This is a genomic window from Pseudomonas sp. LBUM1673 (assembly GCF_059695645.1).
In genome coordinates this window covers 1,621,590-1,644,480 of sequence record NZ_CP166780.1, presented here as the reverse complement: position 1 = coordinate 1,644,480, position 22,891 = coordinate 1,621,590, and the positions used below count along the sequence as shown (strand labels likewise).

The following is a 22,891-nucleotide window of genomic DNA, read 5'->3' as shown; positions in this document are numbered from 1 at the left end:
TGCGCGGGAGACCTTCGGGTCTGCCGGTTACTCGTTTCCGGTTCGCCAACCTGCGTACAGCTGCCACCCCATTTCGTTTGGCGACGATCTGCTGGCAGTCTCAGCAAACTAAACGAGGCTTCAACTATGGATAGATACATGCCCCTCACCGGAATCGACCTGGTCCCGGCTTCTCTGCTTATTGATACCCAAGCACCACTCGACGTCCTGCACGCCATGGCGGATTACCGCATTCGCACTGTCACTCAGGTGCTGGAAAACATCGCCTTTCGTGCCGAGATTGGTTGCGACACGGTGGTGCTTTCTGACTTTTCCAAACTGCTGGCCATACCGTTGCGTGATGGTTGTGATTTGATGGATGTGATTGGTAGACGGTTGCGGGCGCAGGCTGCAGGGTGAATGAAAACGGGCGACCTGTGGGTCGCCCGATTTACATAGTGTGTCTAGTCCTGAAAATAGATCAGAAGGTGTAAACCTTATTCAGGACGGGACAATCAGCAAAACTAGCCGCTCTCACATTTGCAGTTGTTTTTGCACCAATTAACCAATTTTTTCTCGGCAAAAACCGCCTACGCAAAAATACTTTGTAGTTATCAGGTGCCGCACTTATTAAACTTTCGAGATCATCACCACGAACAAGAGAATGGTCGACTATCGATTCAACAAAATAGTACAGACGCTCAGGATTTTCACTCAATTCCAACTCGGAACCTCGAAGAAATTCCAGTATGCATTCGGATGAATTTTCCTGCACTAAAGCGCACCCTAAAGACTCGTACGCTGATATGTAGTACGAGCTCTCAACAATGCCGTCCACCCCGCCTAACTCGTGCAATGCAGCCTCCAGAGCTTCAGTGGAAAATAAAGGCAAAGAAACCAACCACAGAACAAACCTTCTGAAACACTCATCGGCCAAGAGCATTGTCGATATCCTTTATTAGCTGTTTAGCAAAATCAATATCCCGTTGACTGTAAGGGTATTTGCCGGGTGGCTGATTGTAGGCATTGCGAACTAGATCACTTAGTCTATTACTGACCTCAATGGCTTTTTGCTCATGCCCAGCAGGAGATAACATGTCGCCTGTAGCTTTTTCATAACGCACAGCGTCAGTCAATCCGCCGTTTCCGACCCTGCTACCAGTTTTATCCGCACCGTAATACGAGTCAGATTTTTTTCAAATTGGTCGCTGTCTGCTGGCCGATAAGTAGGCCCAAATCCACCTTTGGGCGCATCCACATTAGTTTTTGCACCAAAGGTAAGTGACTAACGCGACTACCTTCCTCTCAAGCTACATATCCACGCCCAATTTATCCGCTACTTCCCGCAGCCGCATAGAGACATCAATGATTTCATCCTTGCTTAAACCGCAATACGTCGGCAGCGAGCTCTCTGGAACGTTTTGAATCAGAGCTAATCCGCATGATACAAAATACCTCAATTCCCGAGGTGTAACTTTCAAGTCAATCAAGCTGATTTCTTTAATTTGCTCACTCATTTCTTTGGAACCTGAGATTTTATGTAGTTATCCCAACCGACACCACCTTGGTCAGGTCTGAATGCAGTGGCCTCGCCTCTCTGCCCTCTAATAACAATAGTCTTCGTTGAGCTATCGAGATAGTACATCGTTCCATCAACGGACTGGCGACGCTCAATGGCTGGATTAGAAACAATTTTCTCAACAAAACTCTGAAACTGGCTTTTTGTACTGATACCAAGATCAGCGAACTCTTGCCGCTCGACCACATGCTTCTGGAAGGCATGCCCACTAGCTACCTCTTCAGCTAAGAGCTGAGAGTTGAGCCTGCCCTGATTGATAGCACTCTCAGCCCCTGAGCTGCCTTTTGCACCTCCATTACCAGAGGTATTAGAGTCCTCCGGTGTGGCCGAAGCAACACCCTTGGTCGACTCATTGCCGGTGCGCACCGCCCGACCACCGGCCAATCCAGTTGCAATCGTCATTGCACCAGCAACAACATCGGCAGCATGCTCGGGGCTCATCCCCCATTTTTCAACAAGGATATCCGCAACTGCACTTGCCGAATGCTCAGTGGTAGCGCCCGCCAGTAGATTCTGGAAGCCATTGTTTTCCGCAATCAGCAGGTTGTAAATCCGACTAGCTTCGGGGGATGCTCCACCGATCAGATCCCGGAAACGCTCAGTATCCGCTTCCGCCTTGGCCACAAGATTCGAGATGCTGGCACAGTTTGCTGGATTCTCCCCACACTGGACCAGCGCCTCTATTTCCTGTTTCTGGCTCAACTCGCGATACGAAGCATAGGCCTTGTTTATGCATTCCGAGTCATTCCCGCAACCCACCAACTCGTTGGCTGCCCGCTCAAGATCTGGATGATTCAGGTAGTTGTACTGAGTCGCGTTGTTGGCCACCCACGCCCCAGTTTGCAAAGTGTCCGCATCAACATCCCCTTGCGTCGACGCCGCTAGCACCCCAACGATCTGCGACGCCATCGAGAGCAAGTCAGGGTTGCCACCAACCAGCTTATTCAGGTCTACGATGAGCGCTTCATTCGCTCCCGCCGCCAAGGCTCCGGTTGCAAAATCACCGCCTGTAACCTCTGAAAGAAGCCCGCCCACCATCGCGTGAATGGCGACTTTAGTCGGGGAGCCGTCGGCTATTCCTTTGGTGTAATCACCCACGGCGTTGAAGCTGGCTGCCGCCAATGTGTTGAACAAGGCAGTTTTCAACACATCACTAACGTTGACGTCTTCCCCCAACGCCTTGCCCAGCAATGCGGACGTTCCGCCTTGCAATACCTGATTACCGGCAAACCGACCAATCCCTTCCAGGCTGCTGAGGTCAACGGTTACCTTGCCTGTAATCGGGTTGGTCGTTGTTTTCACAATGCCGTCAAGGACACCAGCCGTTAAACCAGCCGTCACACCCGAAATCACATACCCTTTGAGCGCATCCGAGGAGGTCACGTCCTGGAACACCGCTCCAAGATTTCCTCCATTGTTGATAAAGCTGGTCGTCGCATTCGTCGCCGCACCCGTAGCCACTGCGGAAAGGCCTGCGGCTCCGATGGTCCCCATACTGGCAAAAGCACTCAGCGCTGCTGGGCCGACAAAGGCCGCCATGACAATCGCAATGATGAGCTGAGAAGCCGGACCAAGCCCCGAAGTCTCATACTTGAACGACTCGTGGATTTCCTTGACCAACTGCCAATCGACATCGCCCCGTGCTTCGGCTTGCTTCAGCCAGGCCAATTGCGGATCGGCCTGGACCATCGCATCAATGGATTGACTGACGGTTTGCTGATCGACCTGTTTGATGTCGATTTTCAGGCCATCCACAGCCTTGATCACGATGTTGCCTTTGGCAATCATCTGGGTCTGGCGCAGTGTCTCGTCGGTATTGCCCTTGCCCTTTGATGAGGTCCAGAAAGCATCACCATCGCTTTTGGTATGACTCTCATCATGAAAGTCCTTCACCCCTTCAAAAATGATCGCCCCACCACTGTCGAGGATGATGTCCTTGCCACTGTCTAGATTCGCCACCTGATACCGCTGATCCCCACCGCTGGACAACGTCAGGTCGCCACCGGACTTGATCTGCGTACCAATGTGGGTGATCTGCGTCACCTCATCGCGCTGGGTTTTCTCGGCGCCAAAGCCGCCCTTTTTCTTCATGTCATACAGCGAGTAATCACTGTCTTGCGCGGCCAGCAGTTGCAGATCGCCGTCGGCGTGCAGGTAGGCTTCTTTGCCGGCGCTGATGTCGCTGGCGATCAGGGTCATGTCATTGCCAGACTTGAGCGTGAGTTTGCCGCCGGCCTCCAGTGAAGTGCCGATCTGACTGATGTGGTCTTCCTGACGGGTTTCCTTTTTGTCCTTGAAATAGGAATGCTCTTCGTCGGCAGCGGCACCGAAGAACACATCGCGCTTGGCCTCGATGGTCACGTCGCCCTTGGCGTCGATCTTGCTGGCGACCGCCGCCATATCGCGGCCGGCATCGATCGTCAGGCCGGCACCGGAACTGACCTCGGCGCCGTGCTGGGTGAGGGTTGAGTCGAGGAAGTTGGTACGGCTTTCGGAGTGGCGCTCCTCCACCGAGGTGATAATGACGTCGCGCTTGGCATCGATCTCCATGTCGCCGCCGCTTTTCAACACACCTCCGGTGTTGAGCACGTCGCGCCCGGCGTTGATCACCAGGTTGTTGGCGGCTTCGATGCGGGCGGCGTTGTCCACGAAGTCTCGTGCGTGGCTGTAGTCGCCAACGCTGCTGTCGTGGGAGGTCACCGTGCGTTCGTTGATCACGTCACCGTTCGTGGTCGTGAGCGTCACGTCCCGCCCGGCAATGATGCCCCCTGCCTTGTTGGTCAGGTTATTAGTGGCGAGCACCTTCAACTGGTCCCCTGCCTCCAGCAACCCACTGCTGACCAGATCATTCTTGGCCGTTGCATCAAGGTTCTGGCTGGCGCGCAGGGTGCCGGCGTTGTTCAGGTCTTTGCCGGCGATGAGGGTGACGTCGCTGCCCTGGATCAGCGCGCCGTTGGCTGCGAGGCGATTGTTGGCGTTGGCCAGGTACAGCACCGGCACCAGGACTTTTTCGCCGTTCACTTCGTGCTCTTCGAGCCAGACGATGTCGTGGGTCAGGGCCGCGACTTGTTGTGAAGTGAGGGTCACGCCGAGGCTCAGGTTGAGCTGGTCCTTGCTGGCGATGGCGTTGTTCATCAGGTACTTGTAGAGCGCTTCGTCCGAGGTCTGGCCGTCGATGAAGCGTTGGCCGGTGCGGGCGACCACGGCTTGCTGGACCAGTTTCTGCTCGTAGAGGCCGTCGCCCAGGCGCTTGGCGCTCTGGTCGGGATCGTAGCCGAGGCCGGACAGCAGGTAGTCCGAACTCATGAATTGCTTGAGGTCGGTGAGTGCCGGGTTGGTTTCGATCAGGTATTTGTGCGGTTGGGATTTGCCGGCGTTGCTCGGCAGGCCTTGCACGCGGTTGATCGTGACCGGCGTACTGGTGGACGAGGTGACGGTGGCGCCGGTGAGGGTCCAGCTTTGCGGGCCGGTGCCGGTCGGGTTGGTGCTGCCTTCCTGGCTCAGACGGAACAGGCCGTTCTGGCTGGTGGGCAGGCTGAAGCCGGGGAGCGTCAGCGGGTTGACTTGTTGCTGGGCCAGATCGGGGGCGAGTTGCTGGTTGATCTGGATCCGCGTCGAGTAGCCACTGCCCGCGCCGGTGTCGGTTGTGGTGCGACCCGCCGCCACATAGGCATAGAACGGGCGGACCACGCTGTTGTTGATGTTCTGGGTGGCATCGAGGGTGACGTTTCCACCTGCCTGGATGATGGCATCCAGAGATTCGCCGCTGATGACGCGGCTGCTGGTGGGCAGGGTTTCGCCCATCCAGGCCAGAAAGAAACCGAAGGAGCACTACCCCCACTCTCAAGAAAAAACGTGTTTTGTATTTGTTTACCTCAGCCAAACCAAATAATTAAATTTGCCACTTTACACTGACGGTATGCTCGTCACGGGAATACGTTGCTGAGGCTGGGTAACATCGTAAACATGCTGCTCACACTGGCCACCAACAAACTGGAATTCCACCAAATAGACCTTGCTTCTTTCCGGTGTGAAAGTGGTTTTGAGCGGACCGCAGCGATAGGTACTCCCAACGCCTCCACCATTCGAATAACCCGATACCTGAAACGGTAGATCTGCATCGGCCTGTACTTCCAACTGTGGGAAGCGTTTAAGCGTGGCGCTATTGGCCGCTTCATTGAGTTTGGCGATCCAGCCAAATACCTTGCCCTGGCCTGAATCCACCACAGTTCCCAGCACCTCCATACGCTGGTCAGGATCCGCTGCGCGGCGGATCGAGAACTCTACCGGATAAGTGTTACCCGAGGCTTTCATGATGACTTTGGAGTGTTGCGCATCGACTGTCACCGTGTTCTGACGCAGCTGGACACCGTCCTTCAGCAGGCTGGGTGAAGAGTCTCTGACGTTGGAGTGGCAACCTGGTAATGCCAGAATCAGGGTCAGTGTTAGCAGTGTGGTTCTCTTCACGTAGGAAAACCCTTATAAATGTATATTTGGCTGATGAGAAAATACTTTTCAAAACGGCGCATCATAAATACTGAACTCACCGTAGGCAGACCTTTCAGCAGAAAAAAATTAATATATTTATTTTCCGGTCACTACACACGACACCAAACGAAAATAAATTCGTCCCTTATTATTTCTTCCTGCGTCCATTACGCCCTCCTAAAAATAGATCAGAAGGTGTAAATCTTATTAGGACGGGACATTCAATACAGATTCTATCAGCATCTTATCTGAAACTCTAAAAACAACCTCAAGTTCATGCCTGGTATCTCCCACCCAGTCAAGTACCGAATCCCGAAGTATCTCCAAATATATGCGCAAGTCCCGCTCCGGAATAGCAGGCAAGACTTCATGAATCAATACAACTTTGTAATTTTTTATCCACTCAAGATCTCGCAGACAATCATACAAAGCATCCCAATTAAAGCCAAAATAGCCAGGAAACCAAAGCTGATAATAAAGCGCCTTTAATAACTCATCAGACAAACCAATACCCGGATCAATACGCACACAAAAAGTATCAGCAACCCCACAACCAGGAAGTTCATCTAAAAATTTAAACGGCAACATATCCAACCTCACTTCGTAACAGGGATGAACGTTTTGTAATGATCAGCCGTATAGTAAACTTCCCCGCCATTTCCTACGACTACTCGCTGAGGACCCGGCCCCTGAAACCCAGGGGTAGGAACCACGTATTCCGTATAGTAGCCTGATGCTTTCATTGGCAGATCTCCAGCTTTATTCCTGAATTCGGTGCCATCATTTCGATGTGGATACACGCCTCCTGTCTTTATTCGGTCCAATGTCGAGCCTATATCGACAGTCCCCGTAAATGTTTTTCCGGTTTTCTGCTCAACGACTGTCACACCGTCAATAAAGCGTGTCTCTACCTTTATATTAGGGATTTTTTTACCGGAAGTTCTTCCAATGACCGCAAAAACAGAGGTTTTGCTTCGCCCTGTCAGACCACCAGTAGCTAACGTGTCAGCGGCATCCTTTGCTACCAGCGCGACCTTTTCCCAAGTAGGCAATGCGTTGTACAACAGGGCCATGTCATTCTGGTTTTCATCAGTGACATACTGACGAATCCGATTGGCATCTTCATTTGACAAGTTAAAGAACCAAGTCAATGCACTGACCCCGTCAGCCGCGCTTACCCCACCCTCCAAATCAGCCTGGTAGTAAATCGTACATGCCCCACCGGTACCGGCACAGTCCGCGAGCATTTCTGCACGCTTTTGCGCGCTCAGCCCCTTGTACTTTTCCCAGATCCCCTCTGTAGATTCGCCTTTCTTATTTGCGGCTATCAGCTCTCTAGCCCAATTACTCACGTCTTGGGCACTAAGCCCGTTATTTTCTACCGCATTTTTCCCAACAAGAGCCGCCGTAACGGCATCCAGCGAATCAGTCCCCGTGAACGCACCGCCAATGCCAGCAACCAGCGTAGCCAAACTAGAAATGGTCTGTTTCTGCTCGGCGGTCAGCCTGTCGTTACTCATGTCACCGTAGAGTTCTTCCTTGATGATCCGAGCAATCTCTTCCGCAGCAACAGCACCCACCGCACCCGCAAGGGCTGAGCCACCATTAGCTTTGGCAACCAGCGCCCCCAACACGGCGTGAGCCATCAGATTGGCCGTTTTATCTCCCTCAGTTGCATCTCTGATGGCCTGAGCAACGTATGGCGCAGCGGCCCCGGCAAAAGCGCCGGCGATGTTGCCACTGAGCACGCCTTGCACGATCGAAGTCACGGCCTGAGCGGCCTTTTGGAAACTGCTGCCCATGCCGTAGTCGCGCTGGATTTGTCGGCTGATCTGTTCGGCCGTTGGATTGACAAACCCTTGATCTTTCAGTTTTTGGATTGCAACCTTCGAGGTCTCGCTGTTCGGGTCCTCGGCCTCTTTCATTTTCGCTGCAGCGATTGCGTCACTGATGCCCTTGGTCAGTTCGATGGCGCTTTTTACAAGCTCGACGCGCTCTTTCATTGCCTCTGTGTCGGGCTTGTCGAGTTGCTGATTGGCGTTCGCTGTGTCCCGGTTCAACCCCACAAGATCGTTGGCGCCTTCAGGGTTACGCACGATGATCGTGCCTTCACTGACCGCGCTGCGGGTTTTGCTTTGATCCGAGTCTGTTAGTGCGACACCGTACAACCCACCTACGGAAGCGCTTGCTGCCCCGCCGCCATAGCTACTGGAAACACTCACGCCTCCCGATTGCGCGCTGATCTCACTGACATTTTTTATGTCGCTGACGATCAGACGATCAGTGCTCAGCAAGTTCTTATCAGCGGAGGCGTCGCTGGCGATCACGCCGCCTTGCAAGGTCGTATTTTTGCCAACATCCAGGTTGTAACCGCCCGCCCCGGCAAACAGGCCAGTCTGCTCCGTGACCGCTCGATACTCACTGTCCATGTTGCCGAAGGCCAGGCTTCCCGAAGCAGCCACCGGCGTGCCATAACAGAAAGGCGGGATACAAATGCTCGCACCGAATCCGCCGCTGTTCTGTTTGTTTTCCTGGATTTCGACATCCTGGCGGGAAATGATGTTGAGATTCCCTTCAATCTCCGCATTGATGCTGTCAGCGTTAACCTGAGCCCCCGCCAATGTGGTATCGCCACCGCTCCGTAGCACCAGCGTTCCCGCATTCAGCGTGGTGTTAACTTGGGTGATCGAGCTGCCGGTCCCGGTACCTTTCGCGCCCGAAGCACCGAGATCCAGGGTAAAGCCGTTTTGTTGGCCAATGTTGAAACTGGCACCGATGGCAGTTTTGTTGCTGGAGTTGTTATTGGCCCATTCAGCAGTGTTTTGGGCGCTCTCCAGAACAACGTTGTGTTTGGCATCCAATACAGCGATGCCGCCCGTACTCAGGCTACTGCCAATGACGTGAATGTCACCCTGAGAGCCTACCGCGCTACCATTTGCAATGATGGTGAGGCCGGTCCCCGCGTTGACCGTGCTTTGCTTGGCTGTCTGACTGTTGTATTCACTCGTGCTTTTGTTGTGGGTATTGGCAAGCTCGGTGCCGATTTTTATCAACGAGCCGTTACTGGCAGAGCCGCCCTGCTTGTCTTTATAAGCCGTGGTCGCGTCGTCGGCTTGGGACCCCATACCGCTCAGGTTGTAGGCCGCCAATGCGGCTTGTGCCAACTTCACGGCTTTGAGTCGTGGATCTTCAGCGTCATTGGCCGTCTTGACGGCTGTGCGAATGGTGTTGACGGTGTCGATGATCGCACCACCGAGAACTCGTCCCACACCCAAGTTGTTGCTTTTGTCTGTAGTGCTTTGGTTCGAGCTTTCCATGCCTGCCGCAATGGTGACATTCGACCCCATTAGGGTCATGTTTTTGATGCTGAACAGATCGCTGGCGATAACATCCAGATCACCTCCCGCGACGAGGCTGACATTGCCCGCGCTTGAGCCAATGGTGCTACCGGTCAGCGTGGTTTGCGACATCGTGCCATTGTGTTTTTGGCCACCAACCGACAGGTGCTGGTTGCCAGTGATGTCATCGACACCAAGATTGTTGGCCGTCAGTACACCAGTAAGATCGCGGTTCTTCTCCTTATGCACTTCGGTGCGGGTGAAGGTGTTTTCGGCAGCGTTGATTGTCAAGTCACGCCCCGCGCGCACTGTCAGATCCTCAGTGCTGACCACGGCCGAGCCTGTGATGTCGACATCGCGCTTGGCGCTCACCGCAACGGTGTTACCCGAGATCAGGCTACCCACTGCAGTGGTTTGAGTCTCCGAAACGTTGTCTTGGACTTTGCTCGATTTCAAACCACCCCAGCTGCTTTTGCTGGAGCTGCTCTCATGGCGAGCACTTGATGAATCGGTGACGGCCACAATTTTCACATCATTGCCAGCACCCAGACCGACGCTGCTGGTCTCGGAAACCACGTTGCTGCCTTCGATCAGCAAGTCTTTACCAGCCACCAGGACGCTCTTGCCCTGAGAAGTGACCGCACTGCCAATGTTCGTCGTACTGGAAGTCTCCTGAAGGAGGCTCTTTTTACCCGACGAACTTTTCTTGGTCTTGCTGTAGAAACTGTAGTCTTCGTCTTGAGCCGCCCCCAAAGACAGATCACCACCGGCAACCAGATACGCCTCGTCCCCGGCACTCACCCGGCTGGCGATCAGCCCCAAGTCCTTACCCGCGCTGAGGGTAATGCTGCCCCCTGCATCAACAGTCGTAGACACCTGCCTGACATGGTCTTCCTGACTGGTGAATTTTTTGTTTTGACTAAAGGAGTGCTGTTCATCCGCAGCAGAGGCCAATGTCAGGTCGCCGATGGCGCTCATGTTTATGTCGCGTTTGGCGTCGATTTGGCTGGCGATAGCGGTGATGTCGCGACCGGCATTGACCTTCAGGTCCTGCCCTACATCAACGCTTGAACCATATTGAGTGATGGTTTGATCACGATGTGTGCCCACCTCATGACTGACGATCTGTTCGGCGGAGGCGATATTGACGTCACGACCGGCGCTGATCGTGGTGTCGGCTCCGCTTTTCAGCACGCCACCGGTGTTGTTGACGTCGCGCCCGGCGTTGAGGGTCAGCGCGTTGGCGGCTTCGATGCGGGCGGCGCTGTTGACGAAGTCCGTGCGCTCGTTGGTATAGCCCGTACCACTTTCATGAGTGGTGACGGTGCGTTCGTTGATCACGTCGCCACGGGTGGCGGTGAGCGTGACGTCACGACCGGCGATGATGCCGCCGGCCTTGTTGACTATGTTGTTGCCTGCCTGCAAGTCGAGGCGATTGCCGGCTTCCAGCAACCCACTGCTGACCAGATCATTCTTGGCCGTTGCATCAAGGTTCTGGCTGGCGCGCAGGGTGCCGGCGTTGTTCAGGTCTTTGCCGGCGATGAGGGTGACGTCGCTGCCCTGGATCAGGGCGCCGTTGGCCGCGAGGCGATTGTTGGCGTTGGCCAGGTACAGCACCGGCACCAACACTTTTTCGCCGTTCACTTCGTGCTCTTCGAGCCAGACGATGTCGTGGGTCAGGGCCGCGACTTGTTGTGAAGTGAGGGTCACGCCGAGGCTCAGGTTGAGTTGCTCCTTGCTGGCGATGGCGTTGTTCATCAGGTACTTGTAGAGGGCTTCGTCCGAGGTCTGGCCGTCGATGAAGCGTTGGCCGGTGCGGGCGACCACGGCTTGCTGGACCAGTTTCTGCTCGTAGAGGCCGTCGCCCAGGCGCTTGGCGCTCTGGTCGGGGTCGTAGCCGAGGCCAGACAGCAGGTAGTCCGAGCTCATGAATTGCTTGAGGTTGGTGAGTGCCGGGTTGGTTTCGATCAGGTATTTGTGCGGTTGGGATTTGCCGGCGCTGTTCGGCAGGCCTTGCACGCGGTTGATAGTGACCGGCGTACTGGTAGACGAGGTGACGCTGGCGCCGGTGAGGGTCCAGCTTTGCGGGCCGGTGCCGGTTGGGCTGGTGCTGCCTTCCTGGCTCAGACGGAACAGGCCGTTCTGGCTGGTGGGCAGGCTGAAGCCGGGAAGCGTGAGCGGGTTGACTTGTTGCTGGGCCAGATCGGGGGCGAGTTGCTGGTTGATCTGGATCGGCGTCGAGTAGCCACTGCCCGCGCCGGTGTCGGTTGTGGTGCGACCCGCCGCCACATAGGCGTAGAACGGGCGGACCACGCTGTTGTTGATGTTCTGGGTGGCATCGAGGGTGACGTTTCCACCCGCCTGGATGATTGCATCCAGAGACTCGCCGCTGATGACGCGGTTGCTGGTCGGCAGTGTTTCGCCCATCCAGGCCAGAAAGTTACTCATGTCCTGTTCGACGGTGGCCGAAGGTGTCGGGTTGTTTCGTTGGGTGAAGAGGTCGGCCATGCCAATGGCCGAGGCGGTTTCGTTGACCCAGCTCACGAATCGTCGGGTGGTTTCGATGTCCTGCTCTTGCACACCTTTGTTGTTGATCGTCGATGCCGTGATCTTTAAATCCCCGGCGGCGGTCATGCTGCTGCTGGTGTTGTTCACTTCGCCGGCGTTAATCGTCAGGTCCGCGCCGCTGTTGATCGAGGCGGCTTCAGAATGAAGCGTGATCTTCAAGCGATCGGTTTCTGCAATTTCCCAAAGACCGTTTCTGCGATCACCGCCACGGCGGTCACATCCACCGGCGATCTGTTCGCACGGCAACTCAGTGATGGTCGCGACACTTTTTTCATGCTCGGTGTACTGCAACACATCCATGACGTTGTTAACCGTCGTGGCGGCGATCGTCAGGTCGCCGGTGCTCTCAATCCCTCCAGACCTGTTGTCCAGCAGATCAGCCTTGGTCTTGTTTTTGTCCCTGGCGATGAGCGTGCTGCCCAGGCTGTAGACCTGCCCGTAGTAGTTGGTGAAGCTGGGGCTCAGGAGCTGCATGTCTGCGCCACTGAAGATCAATCCGCGGTCGTTGCGTAACACGTCTGTGGTCAACGTCAGGTTCTCGCCGGCGCCCACGGTGCCGGTGTTGTTTACGCTACCGGCCGTCAGGGTCAGGTCGGCAGCCGACGTCAGGCGACCTGCGTTGCTTAACTGCCCACCCACGGAAATGGTGGTGTTGCCGCCACCGGCGATGCTAGTCGCCGCGTTCAAGGTGAGTTGATTGGCTTTGAGGGTCAGGTCGCCGAGGCTGCTGGTACGACCGTTGCCGGTGTAGTTGCCAGTGAGAGTCAGGTTTAGGCTGTCGTCGCTGGCGATCAGGCCTTCGTTATTCCAGTTACCGCCGTTACCGGTCAGTGTGCTGACGGCCAGCAGTTGACCGCTGGCCGTCTGGTTGAGGCTGTTGATGTTGACGGTCAGGCGATCGGCCTGGATCAGGCTGCTGTTGGTCCAGCTGGCGGCGGTGAGGGTCAGGCCACCACGGGTGACGAAGGTGCCGCCAGCGCTGCCCAGTTGTCCGGTGGCAATATCGAAGATACCGGTGCCGACGTGCAGCACGTTGCCGCCGGCGTTCAGCAAGCTACCGGCAGCGAGGGCCAGGTTGCTGTTGGCGGATTCCACGGTGCCATTGCGGTTGTCGAACAGGCCGCCGAGGGTGAACGCGGTTTTGCCATTGTCGCCTAGTGCGCGAAGTTGACCGGTCTGGTTGTCGAGGCTGGCGGCGGAGATGGTCAGGGTGCTTTTGCTTTCGATGATGCCCAGGCGGTTGTTCAATGCGCCACGCAGACTCAGGTCGATCTGCTGCCCGCCGATCTGCCCGTCGTTGTCGCCACTGTTGTCGAAGTCTTTAGCCGTGACGCTGACCAACCCCTTGGCGTAGAGGCCGCCATTGCGGTTGTCGAAGTTGCCGTTGGTGCCGGTATCGACGATGGCGTCACCGGTTTGCGCGGTTATCCGCCCGCCGTAGTTGTCGATGCCGGCCAGTGCCTTGAGGTCCAGGCTCTGGGCTTGAATGATCCCGACCTGACGGTTGTTGTTCAGGTCATAGCCGTTGCGCAATACACCCGTGATGCGGCTGCTGAAGGCGCCTTGCAGGCTGGAGAGCACACCACCGCGGCTGTCGAGGCTGGCGGCGGTGATGTCGAGGTTGCCGGCCTTGGCGACGATGCGCCCGCTCTGGTTATCGATGGCGCCGCTGGTTTTTACCGTCAGGTCGCCCTCGCTTTGCAGGGAGCCCTTGGCGTTGTCGAGGCTGGCGGCATTGAGCGTCAGGCCAGCGTTGCTGCTGAAGACCTGACCGTTCGCGCTGTTCTGCACCACGCCACTGGCCGTGAGCGTCAGTAGATCGTTGGCCGCGACAATGCCGCTATTACGGTTATCGAATCCGCCGGTCAACAGGCTCAGCAAACCCTGGCTGGTCAGTTGGCCGCCCTGGTTGTTGATCTGCACCGCGCGCTGAATGACCAACGGGCCTTTGCTCGCCAGTTTGCCGCTGGTATTGGTCAAGGTGCCGAGCAGATCGAGGGTGATCGCGCCATTGCCGGCCAAGGTACCGGCGCTGTTGTTCAGGTCGGTGCCGGTGAAGCTGATGTCCTGTTGCGCGTTGATCGTTGCGTTGGTGTTGTCGAGCGCTTTGGCCTGGATATCCAAAGCGGCGCCGCTGTCGATCAAACCACCTTGGGCGTTATTCAGTGTTCCGGCGATGACGAAGGTTTGCGCGCCGGCACTGGAAAGAATGCCGTTGTCGCTGTTGTCGAGGCTGGCCGCCGTGACCTTCAACGTGCCGTTACTGACCAGAGCGCCGGCGTTGCTGTTGCGCACGGCGCCGGTGAGGTCCACCAGCACGTCACCGTCGCGGCTCGACAAGGTGCCTAGATTACGGTTGTCGAGGCTGCCGCCCAAAAGGCTCAGGCTTTGCCAGCCGGAAATCAGACCATCGAGGTTAGTGGTGGCATCGGCAGTAAGGTCCAGTTGCTGACGGCTGAAGAGTGTGCCATCGCTGTTGTCCAGGTGGCGGCCCGTCAGCGTGTAGCTTTGGCTGCTGGAGATTTCACCACTCTGGTTGTTCAAGTCCCGCAGGTTGCGCAGGCTCAGTTGCCCGGTGGTAGTGATCAGGCCGTTGGCGTTGTTCAGGTCACCCATGGCGCCGCTGAAGTCGATGGCAATGGCGCTGCCAAGCAACGAGCCGCCATTCTGGTTGTTCAAACTCGCGGTGTTGATGGTCAGGTTGTCGGTGGCGTTGATCAGCCCTTGGTCCTGATTGTCGAGTTGGCCGTTAACCCGAAGTTCGAGGCCGGCACGACTGGTGAGGGTGCCGCCGTTGTTGTTCAGGCTACCGGCCTGTACATCGACGCTTGCCGCCGCGATCAGGCCTTTGATGTTGGTCAGCGCCTGCTGCACGCGCAGGATCACCGCTTGATTACCGAGCAGTTTGCCGTTGCTGTTGTCGAGGCTGTCGGCCGCCAGCGTGAAAGCCTGGGCACTGGAAATTTCGCCGTTGCGGTTGTCCACCTGCGCGAGGTTTTTCAGCACCAGCACTGGGGCGTTGATCAAACCGTTCTGGTTGTTCAGCTCGCCGTGATTCAGATCCAGGGTCAGCAACGTGCCACTGGTGAGTTGCCCGCCATCGTGTTGGTCGAGGCCACTGACGGTGGCCGTCAGGGCCTTGTTGCTGGCGATCCGGCCCTTGTTGCTGTTATCGACCTTGCCGGCGTTGACGCTCAGGCTGTCGAGGCTGGTCAGTTTGCCGCCCTGGTTGTTCACCAAACCCGTGGCGGTGATGCTCAAAGCCTGACCGGCGTTCACCAGTCCCGCCACGTTATCCAGCGTGGCCATGCGCAACGTCGCGGTCGCCAGGCTCGAGAGTTCGCCATTGCGATTGTTCAGGTGGCCAAGGGTTGCGCTGAGATGGCCGGTACTGGTGATCAGACCGTTCCCGTTGAGCACCTGATTGGCCGTCACGTTCAGCGCACCGCTGCTCAAGACCCGGCCGTTGTTCTGGTTATCCAGGGTCCCGGCGGTGATGTTGGCGGTTTGCCCGGCGCTCAGCGTGCCGTTCTGGTTGCTCAGGGTCTGGCTGGTATTGACCGTCAGGTTGCGACTGGCGACCACACTCTTGCCGGTGTTGGTGAGGTTCTGCGCGCTCAGGCTCACATCGCCGTTGGCGTTGCGGCTGGTGTCGGCGTTAACCCCGGCTTCGATGATGCCGTTGTTGCTCAGTACACCGCCGGCGCTCAGGGTGATGCTGTCCCGGGCGGCGAGGGTTTGCTGGTTGGTCAGGCTGCCTTGGGTTTGCACGTTCAGCGAAGTGCCGGCGTAGACCGGGCCGCGAGCGTCGAGGCTCGCCGCTTTGACGTTGACCGAGCCCGTGGCCGACGCCTGCGCGAGGCTGAGATGTCCGTTGGCATCGAGCTGAATATCACCGCCACTGGCCGCCAGGTTGCCGTCGAGTTTCACCCCGACCCCGGCTTCCGTGCCCACCAGTTTGATCGCCCCGGCGTACATGCCGCCCAACGCCGAGGAATCGATAGCCAGCCCCGGTTTGCCGCTGCCGTCATCGGCGCGGGCGGTGGCGTTGAGGCTGTCGGCGTTGACGTCGTTGCGACCGGCGACGATGGTCAGGTTGTTCGCCTGAATCTCGGCGTTGATCTTCGCGCTGCGGGTGATGATTTCGAAGCGGTCGATGTTGTTGGCATTGAGCCCTGCACCGTCGATGGCAACGCTGCCCTGATCGACCTGGAAGCGATCCAGACGCCCGTTGTCCAGCACCGGTTTGCCGGTGGTCAGCGTCACGCGTGGGGTGTTGATGAAACCGCAGCCATTGCAGCTGATGCCGTAGGGGTTGGCCACAATGACCCGCGCCGACTGCCCCGCCACTTCGGTGTAACCGCGCAACTGGCTGGGGCTGCCACCGACCACTTCGTTGAGGATGGTTTGTGCGGCGACCCGGTTGGTCAGGTTCGGGTTGCCAACGATGATCCCGCCCAGTTGCGTCGCGCCGGTCTGGTTGGCGACGTTGTTGAGAATCACGCCTTGGGTGCCGACGTTGTAGTCGTGGAACTGGTTATGCGACAGGCCCGTGCCGTTGGGCGTGGCGATGTTGACGATCGGCACGCCATTGCCGGCCTGCCCGAGGCTGGTGCCCGGCGAGGCCACCACAATTCCGTCGGCCTGGACCCACATCGGCTGCCAGAACATGACGTTGGCCAACAGGAACGCCAACCCGCGCTTGGGCATGCCCCAGAAGTGCTCGCGGTTTTTGACGGCAGCAGAAGGCTGGCCGGCGAGGAAGGCGTAGTGGCGAACGTCCATGTCTGTGTTCTCGAAGAGGTGTAATTAGAGGAAGAAGTCCACTCGAAAATAGATCGGCGCTTCGCGCTCGGTCAGCGCGTCAGGGCGTTCCAGCGAATGGGCAAAGGTGACGCTGGCCGCCACATGCTGACCACGGGCGAACAGCTCCACGGAACTGCTGGACATGCGCCCGTGCTGATCGCCGTTGTAGCGGTCGCCACGGATCACGCCCTGGTCGTAACCGAGGCTGGTGCCGTATTCGGCGAACACCGGGCGCAACCATTCCAGGGTGATCGGATGGCTCCAGCGCAGGTCGTTGCGCCAGTAACCGCCGCTGTCACCGGACAAGGATTGATCCTTGTAACCACGGATCGACGACTGCCCGCCAAGGCTGGTGCGCTGCGGGCTGAACAACACATCTTCGCTGCGCTGGCCGGCCATCAGGCTGCTGAAACTAAAGGACTCGCCCCACAGCTTGAACGGCTGCAAATAACTCGCGGTGGCGGTGTATTTGCGGTAACGCGCATCCGGCTCACCGGGACCTGGATCACCGTTACTCTGGGCGTCCAGAATGCCGATGCCTTCCTGCATGCCCAGGTCAAGGTTGACGAACGCAGTGCCGATCCGCCGACCGTGGTTGATGCCGAACTGCGCTTCGCTGAGGCGGTTGCTGCTCAGCTTGAGTTTGCTGTCTTCAATGAAGTTGTTGGTGCGCAGATACGAGAGACCGGTGCTGAGGGACGTCTTGCTCAGGGCATCGCGATGGATCACCCGCTCGGCACGCAACTGATGGTTTTCGCTGTCGCCGGTCTGCTTGAAATTGAAACCGTTGGCCTGCGCTTGCGAGCGGTACTCGCTCTGGCTGTAGGTGTAACTGAAGTTCCACCAGCCCCACGGCAGGTTGTAATAGAGCATGGCGTTGTTGGAGGTGTGCTGGTGATCGGTCATCGCATCGTGACCGCCGCGCAGCATCAACTGATCGGCCAGGCCCAGCGGGCTGTCCCAATCGAACGTCGTGCCCCACTGCTGCTCGCCGGTGCTGCGCTGGCCGTCATTACTGCGGGACAACCCGGCACGCCACGGCTTCTGCGGCGTGTTCTTGACCAGCACTTCACTGCCACCGACGTTCTTGCCCGGGGACAAATCCATCTGCGCCTGATTCGACGGCAAGCGGTTCAACTGATCCACCATCTGCTCGATATCCCGCAGATTGACCAGATCACCGCTCTTGCCGGGAAACGCCATACCCAGTTCGCGGTCCGACAGCTTGCTGCCCTCCGCGCCTTTCAACCCTTCCAGCCTGCCCTCGACCACCAGCACCGTCAGATGCCCGCCAGACAAATCCTGCTGCGGCAAGTAGGCACGGCTGGTGACCAGGCCTTTTTCGATGTAGTGATCGGTGATGACTTTCAGCAGCTCGTTGAGCTGCGTGACACCCAGGCACTGGCCGATATAAGGCTTGAGCAGGCGATTTTTCTCGCTGTCCGAGAGACTGTCGGCGCCTTTGAGCTCGATGTCCTTGATGGGAAAACAACGGGCATCGGCCGGGGCCGTCGGTGGCGTGGGTTTGGCTTCCTTGCCGGGTAATTCCTTAAGCTCTTCAAGACGCCGACGCTGCTCTTCGAGCAAGCGATCCTGACGTTCGCGGATCAGATCGGTTTCACCGGGGGTGGGGGCGGCGTGAGCAAGATTTAGCGGAGAAAGGCACAGCAAAGCCAGGCACAACCTCGCCACGAGGGCGGGTGGGTACATGTTCGATCCCTCGAATGGAGAGTAGTAGCACAATAGTGGCGCGATATTAGATGGCCACTATTTTGGCGTCAACAAATGGATCCGTTCGAGAAGGTTAAGGGACGACTTGTAATGGCTAAATCGGGCGCTTCCGATGAGAGCGCAGGACATTTCCTGATGTGATGTAGAAAAATGCTCATAACGCCAAGGCGAAGGCGCTGCCACAGCAGAGAAAAAAGCCTAGAGCTAAACGGCGATCAAAAGATCGCAGCCTTCGGCAGCTCAGGGATTGCGCATTATTCAAGATTTGCGCAATTACCGTAGGAGCTCCGAAGGCTGCGATCTTTTTTACGTAATAAAAAACCCGAACGCTGTCCGTAATGCTGGTCAGTTGAGGAGCGGAACCTGTGGGAGCGGGCTTGCTCGCGAAAGCGGTGTGTCAGGCGACATCAATGTTGACGGTGCTACCGTCTTCGCGAGCAAGCCCGCTCCCACATGGATTGCGCTTAAGTGAACAGCATTACGGACGCTGTCCGGGCTTTATTGGATCGCTACCGCGCTTTATTCAGCAGTCGGTGCTTGCGGCGGGAGCACTGCTCCGTCTTCAAGAAAAACATGGTCTGTCCCCGTTTACCGCCCGGGTTGATACAGGGAGATGGAGCCGGCCTGGATTCACCTCCCCATGAATGCACAACGCGCCGGAGTGCGGCGCGTTGTGGGGGTCAGATCAACACCAAGCGATCAGCGGTTTTGTACGCGCTCGATGGCCGTGTCATATACCGGGTTGGCCTTCTGCGTTTTGGCTAACTGGTAATGACGCAGGGCGTCGGGGAACTGACCGGCCGCTTCATAGATACGGGCAATGTTGTAGTAGGAACCGGCACGCACGGTGGCAGCCGAATTGCCGCTGGCCAAGGCAATGGCCTTGCGGTTGGCCCAGATCGACTCGGCGGTGTTACCGGCCTTCTGATACGCCAGGCCCAGGTTGCCGTAGGCCTGACCGTAGCTGTTATTCAGATCGATCGCCTGACGGAAGAAGTCGATTGCCAGCGGCAGATTACCGGTTTTGTAGGCCGCCTCGCCTTTGGTGTTCAGGCCTTTCGCATCGGCCTGTGCCGAAGCGCTGACCGCCACCGCCGTCAGGGCAACGCTGTCATCCAGCAACGGCGACACTTCGTTCAACACGTTTGCCGCATCGACCCTGGCACCCGTAATGTTGTTGATGTCCTGGAAGTCGCCACTGCCGGTCATGCGGAACACGGTCCACAGGTTGCCGCTGCGGTTCTGCGGCACATAGTAGGTGCGCACCAGTGACTGGCCCATGTACACGAACACCTTGGCCTGGCTGTTGGAGAGATCGCGCGAACCCGACTCGCTGCCATTGCTGTAGTCATGCACGGCGTAGACGTAACTTTCGCCGAAGTGCTTCTTCTCCAGGGTGATGGTTTCCGGGCCATAACTGGTGGTGTCGTCGACATCCAGATTGGCATCGTCACCGTGCTGGTTTTCGAAATAGATGTTGTTGCCGGGGAAGATCATGTGGGAGTCGAGGTCCGACGGGGTCGCACCCCAGGTCAGCACCACGCGCAGACCATCGAGGTTCTGCATCACCGGGCTGATGGCATAGGTCATGCCCTTGCACGGGCACTTGACCACCAGATTGGAGTAGCCAGGCTTCTTGATGATCAGCAGGTTGCCGGCATCATCGGCAAACTCGGTGGTCAGGCTGACCTGGCCCTGAGCATTGGTGCGACCCACCACGTTTTGCGCGCCGTTGCGCTGCAATAGCAGCTCGGCGTCGGCGATCTTCTGGTCCTTGACCACCGCACTCAGCACTTCGATCGGCAGTTGCTCAGCCTGCACCGAAAACGCCGCCGCCCACAACGACAACACTGAAGCCACGCGAAAAAATCGCATACTTAATTCCTTTAAGTGAGAGTAACGGACATAGCGAAATGTCCTACAGATTTTGGCGCGAACCATACACAGTTTTTGCGTCCGACGCCCGACAATCGCATAGGAAATTTGTTCACTAAGGGAATCGCTGAAAAAACCAGGGAAGTGCGTAGGAACAAGACTTAACAACAAGTGAAACCCCTAGTAAAAATGGGGGGAAACCAGATTTCCTATCTAAGAAATAGAATTCTTTTTCGGTCTGCCCGGGCATCCCCGCCGAGCTTGTCGCCCAATCAAAGCTTCAATTTCGGCAGCAAATCGCGAACCGCCAAGTACAGATAGAAAATCGGAGAAAAACGGGGACAGATCATGTTTAAATCGAAGGGACACTACTTAATTTTCATAAAAAACGTGGTCTACCCCGTTCTCTCTCGAATTTCAATATAAACAACTCAACAAATTACTTATTTTTACTGCATCCCCCGGATGACGTTTGAGGTACTTATTGCAAGCAAGCCTCAGATACTCACGAAACGTTTCGTCACTTAAAATTACCGACACATCCTCTTCCAGAAGATACCCACTGGAAAACCTGACCCCTTCAAAATGATCTTCCTCAAAGTAACTGTTCATATCGGGAAAATTACAGTACGCGCCATCCGTACTAAAACCCCACTGCTTAACAAGATACTCTATTGCTTCAACAAACCTACCGTCATCGTACATCCTGTCAAAGTAAGCTTTTATAACCCAATGTGAATCCCGACGATCATATGGCTGACCAAACAATTCGTTCACACCATTACCCTCTTATTCATATCAGGTTGAAGTTACGGACCGAAAAAACGAAAACAGACCACATTTAAATCGAAGGAGCACTAGCCCTTCCTAGAAAAACGTGGCCTGTCCATTTTTACCCCTATTGTCCTTAAACCATACAGCCAATCAGCCGACTCAACCACTCATTCAAAGACCAATGGATATACTCATTTTTGCCTCTAAAGTACCAGGCATATAAAGCCGCTCCCTTATTCTACTGCCCGCAATTTAATAATACGCAAGTATCACCAGACTTCACAACCAAGCTAATTGGTTTTTTAGTCACACCATCATCAGTTGATATTTCAACCAACAAATTTTGATTTTCGAAAGACTGCAGCTCAGAGATAAGCTGCTTTATGGTTTTCCCCCGATCAACCCAGTCGGGATTTTTTTATCGCTCATCTCAATCTCCAATGCGATTTAAGTTTGCATCAAAGGTCCCTGATCGTGTCTCTTTACGACCAAGGGCCTTCAACAAAGGGGGACGGATTTATTTACTCGACAATTTAGCCAAGCAACAAATAAATCAACCCCCTTGTTGCTTTCGTTTACTCTACAGTTAAAAACCACAGAACGAGTGGGCTTTAAGTTGCACCTCAGGCCGATTAATGGGCGTCACTTCTCCGTTACAAAATTGCCCACCACCGCCTTCAAAAATACCCGTGAAATGCTTTAACTATCTTATCCATCACCTCATGCTGACCCGCAAGCTTCTGAAAATCTGTTGATCTTATAAAGTTTTTCTTAAGCGTTTTGGAAAACGATGAAACATTAAGACTGGATTTCACGGCCAACACACCAAACTCTTCGTGCGCGCTCTCAAATGCTAGCCAGTCAAATTCTAGATCCCCAATGATCATTGGGTAATCAACCGACCCTGCAAAAAAATCACGAAACCCTTTATTTATGAACTTCACATCCCCCTCGACATCAACACCTTCCAGCAAAAAACATGTGTTTTCCGAGCCTCCACCAAACCTTATAAACACAGCTGATGAAAAACCTTCATAACTCGCAGAAATCAGTTCAGTCAAAACATCTGAAAAACTGACTAATGGTCTTTCAAAAAACCAAAATTCAAAATCGCTCGCACAAAAAATCATGGCTGGTAGATCTGTCGCAAAATTAACAACACTTGATAAGTCTTGCGTTATACGACGAGAGCCTTCTGACTCAAGCTTATGCACGGTCATACCACTTTCCTTTTAGCCTGATTTTGACTATGGTTTTTTAACTCCGGAGATAGCTAGTACATAAAGGGACAGATTTATTTACTCGAAAACTTAGTCAAACAATAAATAAACCCGTCCCCTTTTCTCTTTTTATGAAGCTTCCGTTTTAGCTTGTGCTCCCCCACACATTTTATGCTCACTCTTCGTACCCCTCGAACTCCCACAAACCTAATCTCGATACTTTCTTTGAAACCTCGCTCCAATCTTTACCCGAACAGCCCTGTAAAAATTTTTCAATAGCTTTAACAATTTTCTGGTAATTGTATTCACGAACAATCAGGTAATGCAGCCCAATAACAACTTCATCTACCCCATGCCTTTTCTCGATCCACTTCGGAGTACAAACTTCTATATCAAATGACTCTTCACCATCCTCCCCTGCAGGCCCAATCATGGCTTGAAGAAGAAAGCCAAAATCATCCTGAACATCTGGCTGATAATTTTCCAAATTATAAATATCAGGGCTATGCAGCCGCTTTAGCTTTGCTTCCATA

14 protein-coding genes are annotated in these 22,891 nt (G+C 55.5%); 1 reads left to right on the top strand and 13 read right to left on the bottom strand.

Going from position 1 to position 22,891, the window contains the following annotated elements; translation table 11 throughout:
• The first annotated feature begins 126 nt into the window (after positions 1-126).
• The gene (locus tag ACA044_RS07440; RefSeq protein WP_497445789.1) at positions 127-399 is read left to right on the top strand and encodes a hypothetical protein; all 273 of its coding nucleotides are present in this window, start codon (positions 127-129) and stop codon (positions 397-399) included.
• Positions 400-460: 61 nt separating this feature from the next.
• Here ACA044_RS07440 and ACA044_RS07435 read toward each other — a convergent pair whose 3' ends face one another.
• The 13 genes from ACA044_RS07435 to ACA044_RS07375 all read right to left on the bottom strand — a co-directional run bounded on the left by ACA044_RS07435 (position 461) and on the right by ACA044_RS07375 (position 22,890).
• Positions 461-922 (bottom strand): hypothetical protein, encoded by a 462-nt coding sequence (locus tag ACA044_RS07435; RefSeq protein WP_497445788.1) that lies wholly within the window; start codon positions 920-922, stop codon positions 461-463.
• Entirely contained in the window at positions 906-1,115 is a 210-nt protein-coding gene (locus ACA044_RS07430) for a hypothetical protein (protein ID WP_497445787.1), read from the bottom strand. The genes ACA044_RS07435 and ACA044_RS07430 overlap by 17 nt, the downstream gene beginning before the upstream one ends.
• Before the next feature lie 174 nt (positions 1,116-1,289).
• Positions 1,290-1,496 (bottom strand): hypothetical protein, encoded by a 207-nt coding sequence (locus tag ACA044_RS07425; RefSeq protein WP_497445786.1) that lies wholly within the window; start codon positions 1,494-1,496, stop codon positions 1,290-1,292.
• Complete coding sequence (locus ACA044_RS07420) at positions 1,493-4,864, bottom strand: DUF637 domain-containing protein (protein ID WP_497447180.1); 3,372 nt, start codon at positions 4,862-4,864, stop codon at positions 1,493-1,495. Before ACA044_RS07420 ends, ACA044_RS07425 begins: the two co-directional genes overlap by 4 nt.
• Before the next feature lie 600 nt (positions 4,865-5,464).
• Entirely contained in the window at positions 5,465-6,025 is a 561-nt protein-coding gene (locus ACA044_RS07415; RefSeq protein ID WP_497445785.1) for a hypothetical protein, read from the bottom strand.
• A gap of 228 nt (positions 6,026-6,253) precedes the next feature.
• The gene (locus ACA044_RS07410; protein WP_497445784.1) at positions 6,254-6,634 is read right to left on the bottom strand and encodes a barstar family protein; all 381 of its coding nucleotides are present in this window, start codon (positions 6,632-6,634) and stop codon (positions 6,254-6,256) included.
• An 8-nt stretch (positions 6,635-6,642) separates the two neighbouring features.
• On the bottom strand, positions 6,643-16,737 hold the full coding sequence (locus tag ACA044_RS07405; protein WP_497445783.1) for a two-partner secretion domain-containing protein: 10,095 nt from the start codon (positions 16,735-16,737) through the stop codon (positions 6,643-6,645).
• Positions 16,738-16,761: 24 nt separating this feature from the next.
• Complete coding sequence (locus ACA044_RS07400) at positions 16,762-18,468, bottom strand: ShlB/FhaC/HecB family hemolysin secretion/activation protein (protein WP_497445782.1); 1,707 nt, start codon at positions 18,466-18,468, stop codon at positions 16,762-16,764.
• Between the two features lie 720 nt (positions 18,469-19,188).
• Positions 19,189-20,364, bottom strand: coding sequence for a tetratricopeptide repeat protein (locus ACA044_RS07395; protein ID WP_497445781.1), 1,176 nt, complete (start codon positions 20,362-20,364; stop codon positions 19,189-19,191).
• A 417-nt stretch (positions 20,365-20,781) separates the two neighbouring features.
• Entirely contained in the window at positions 20,782-21,141 is a 360-nt protein-coding gene (cdiI, locus tag ACA044_RS07390) for a ribonuclease toxin immunity protein CdiI (protein WP_497445780.1), read from the bottom strand.
• Between the two features lie 427 nt (positions 21,142-21,568).
• Entirely contained in the window at positions 21,569-21,640 is a 72-nt protein-coding gene (locus ACA044_RS07385) for a toxin C-terminal domain-containing protein (protein WP_497447179.1), read from the bottom strand.
• Between the two features lie 175 nt (positions 21,641-21,815).
• Positions 21,816-22,358: a hypothetical protein gene (locus ACA044_RS07380; protein ID WP_497445779.1), complete on the bottom strand. Its 543-nt coding sequence runs from the start codon at positions 22,356-22,358 to the stop codon at positions 21,816-21,818.
• A 175-nt stretch (positions 22,359-22,533) separates the two neighbouring features.
• On the bottom strand, positions 22,534-22,890 hold the full coding sequence (locus ACA044_RS07375) for an immunity 8 family protein (protein ID WP_497445778.1): 357 nt from the start codon (positions 22,888-22,890) through the stop codon (positions 22,534-22,536).
• Between the last annotated feature and the right edge of the window lies 1 nt (position 22,891).

What these genes read in the sequence shown, in the direction of transcription:
- ACA044_RS07440 (WP_497445789.1), top strand. Translation starts at nt 127, where the DNA reads ATGGATAGATACATGCCCCTCACCGGAATCGACCTGGTCCCGGCTTCT.
- ACA044_RS07435 (WP_497445788.1), bottom strand. Translation starts at nt 922, where the DNA reads ATGCTCTTGGCCGATGAGTGTTTCAGAAGGTTTGTTCTGTGGTTGGTT.
- ACA044_RS07425 (WP_497445786.1), bottom strand. Translation starts at nt 1,496, where the DNA reads ATGAGTGAGCAAATTAAAGAAATCAGCTTGATTGACTTGAAAGTTACA.
- ACA044_RS07420 (WP_497447180.1), bottom strand. Translation starts at nt 4,864, where the DNA reads ATGAGTTCGGACTACCTGCTGTCCGGCCTCGGCTACGATCCCGACCAG.
- ACA044_RS07410 (WP_497445784.1), bottom strand. Translation starts at nt 6,634, where the DNA reads ATGTTGCCGTTTAAATTTTTAGATGAACTTCCTGGTTGTGGGGTTGCT.
- ACA044_RS07405 (WP_497445783.1), bottom strand. Translation starts at nt 16,737, where the DNA reads ATGGACGTTCGCCACTACGCCTTCCTCGCCGGCCAGCCTTCTGCTGCC.
- ACA044_RS07400 (WP_497445782.1), bottom strand. Translation starts at nt 18,468, where the DNA reads ATGTACCCACCCGCCCTCGTGGCGAGGTTGTGCCTGGCTTTGCTGTGC.
- ACA044_RS07395 (WP_497445781.1), bottom strand. Translation starts at nt 20,364, where the DNA reads ATGCGATTTTTTCGCGTGGCTTCAGTGTTGTCGTTGTGGGCGGCGGCG.
- ACA044_RS07380 (WP_497445779.1), bottom strand. Translation starts at nt 22,358, where the DNA reads ATGACCGTGCATAAGCTTGAGTCAGAAGGCTCTCGTCGTATAACGCAA.
- ACA044_RS07375 (WP_497445778.1), bottom strand. Translation starts at nt 22,890, where the DNA reads ATGGAAGCAAAGCTAAAGCGGCTGCATAGCCCTGATATTTATAATTTG.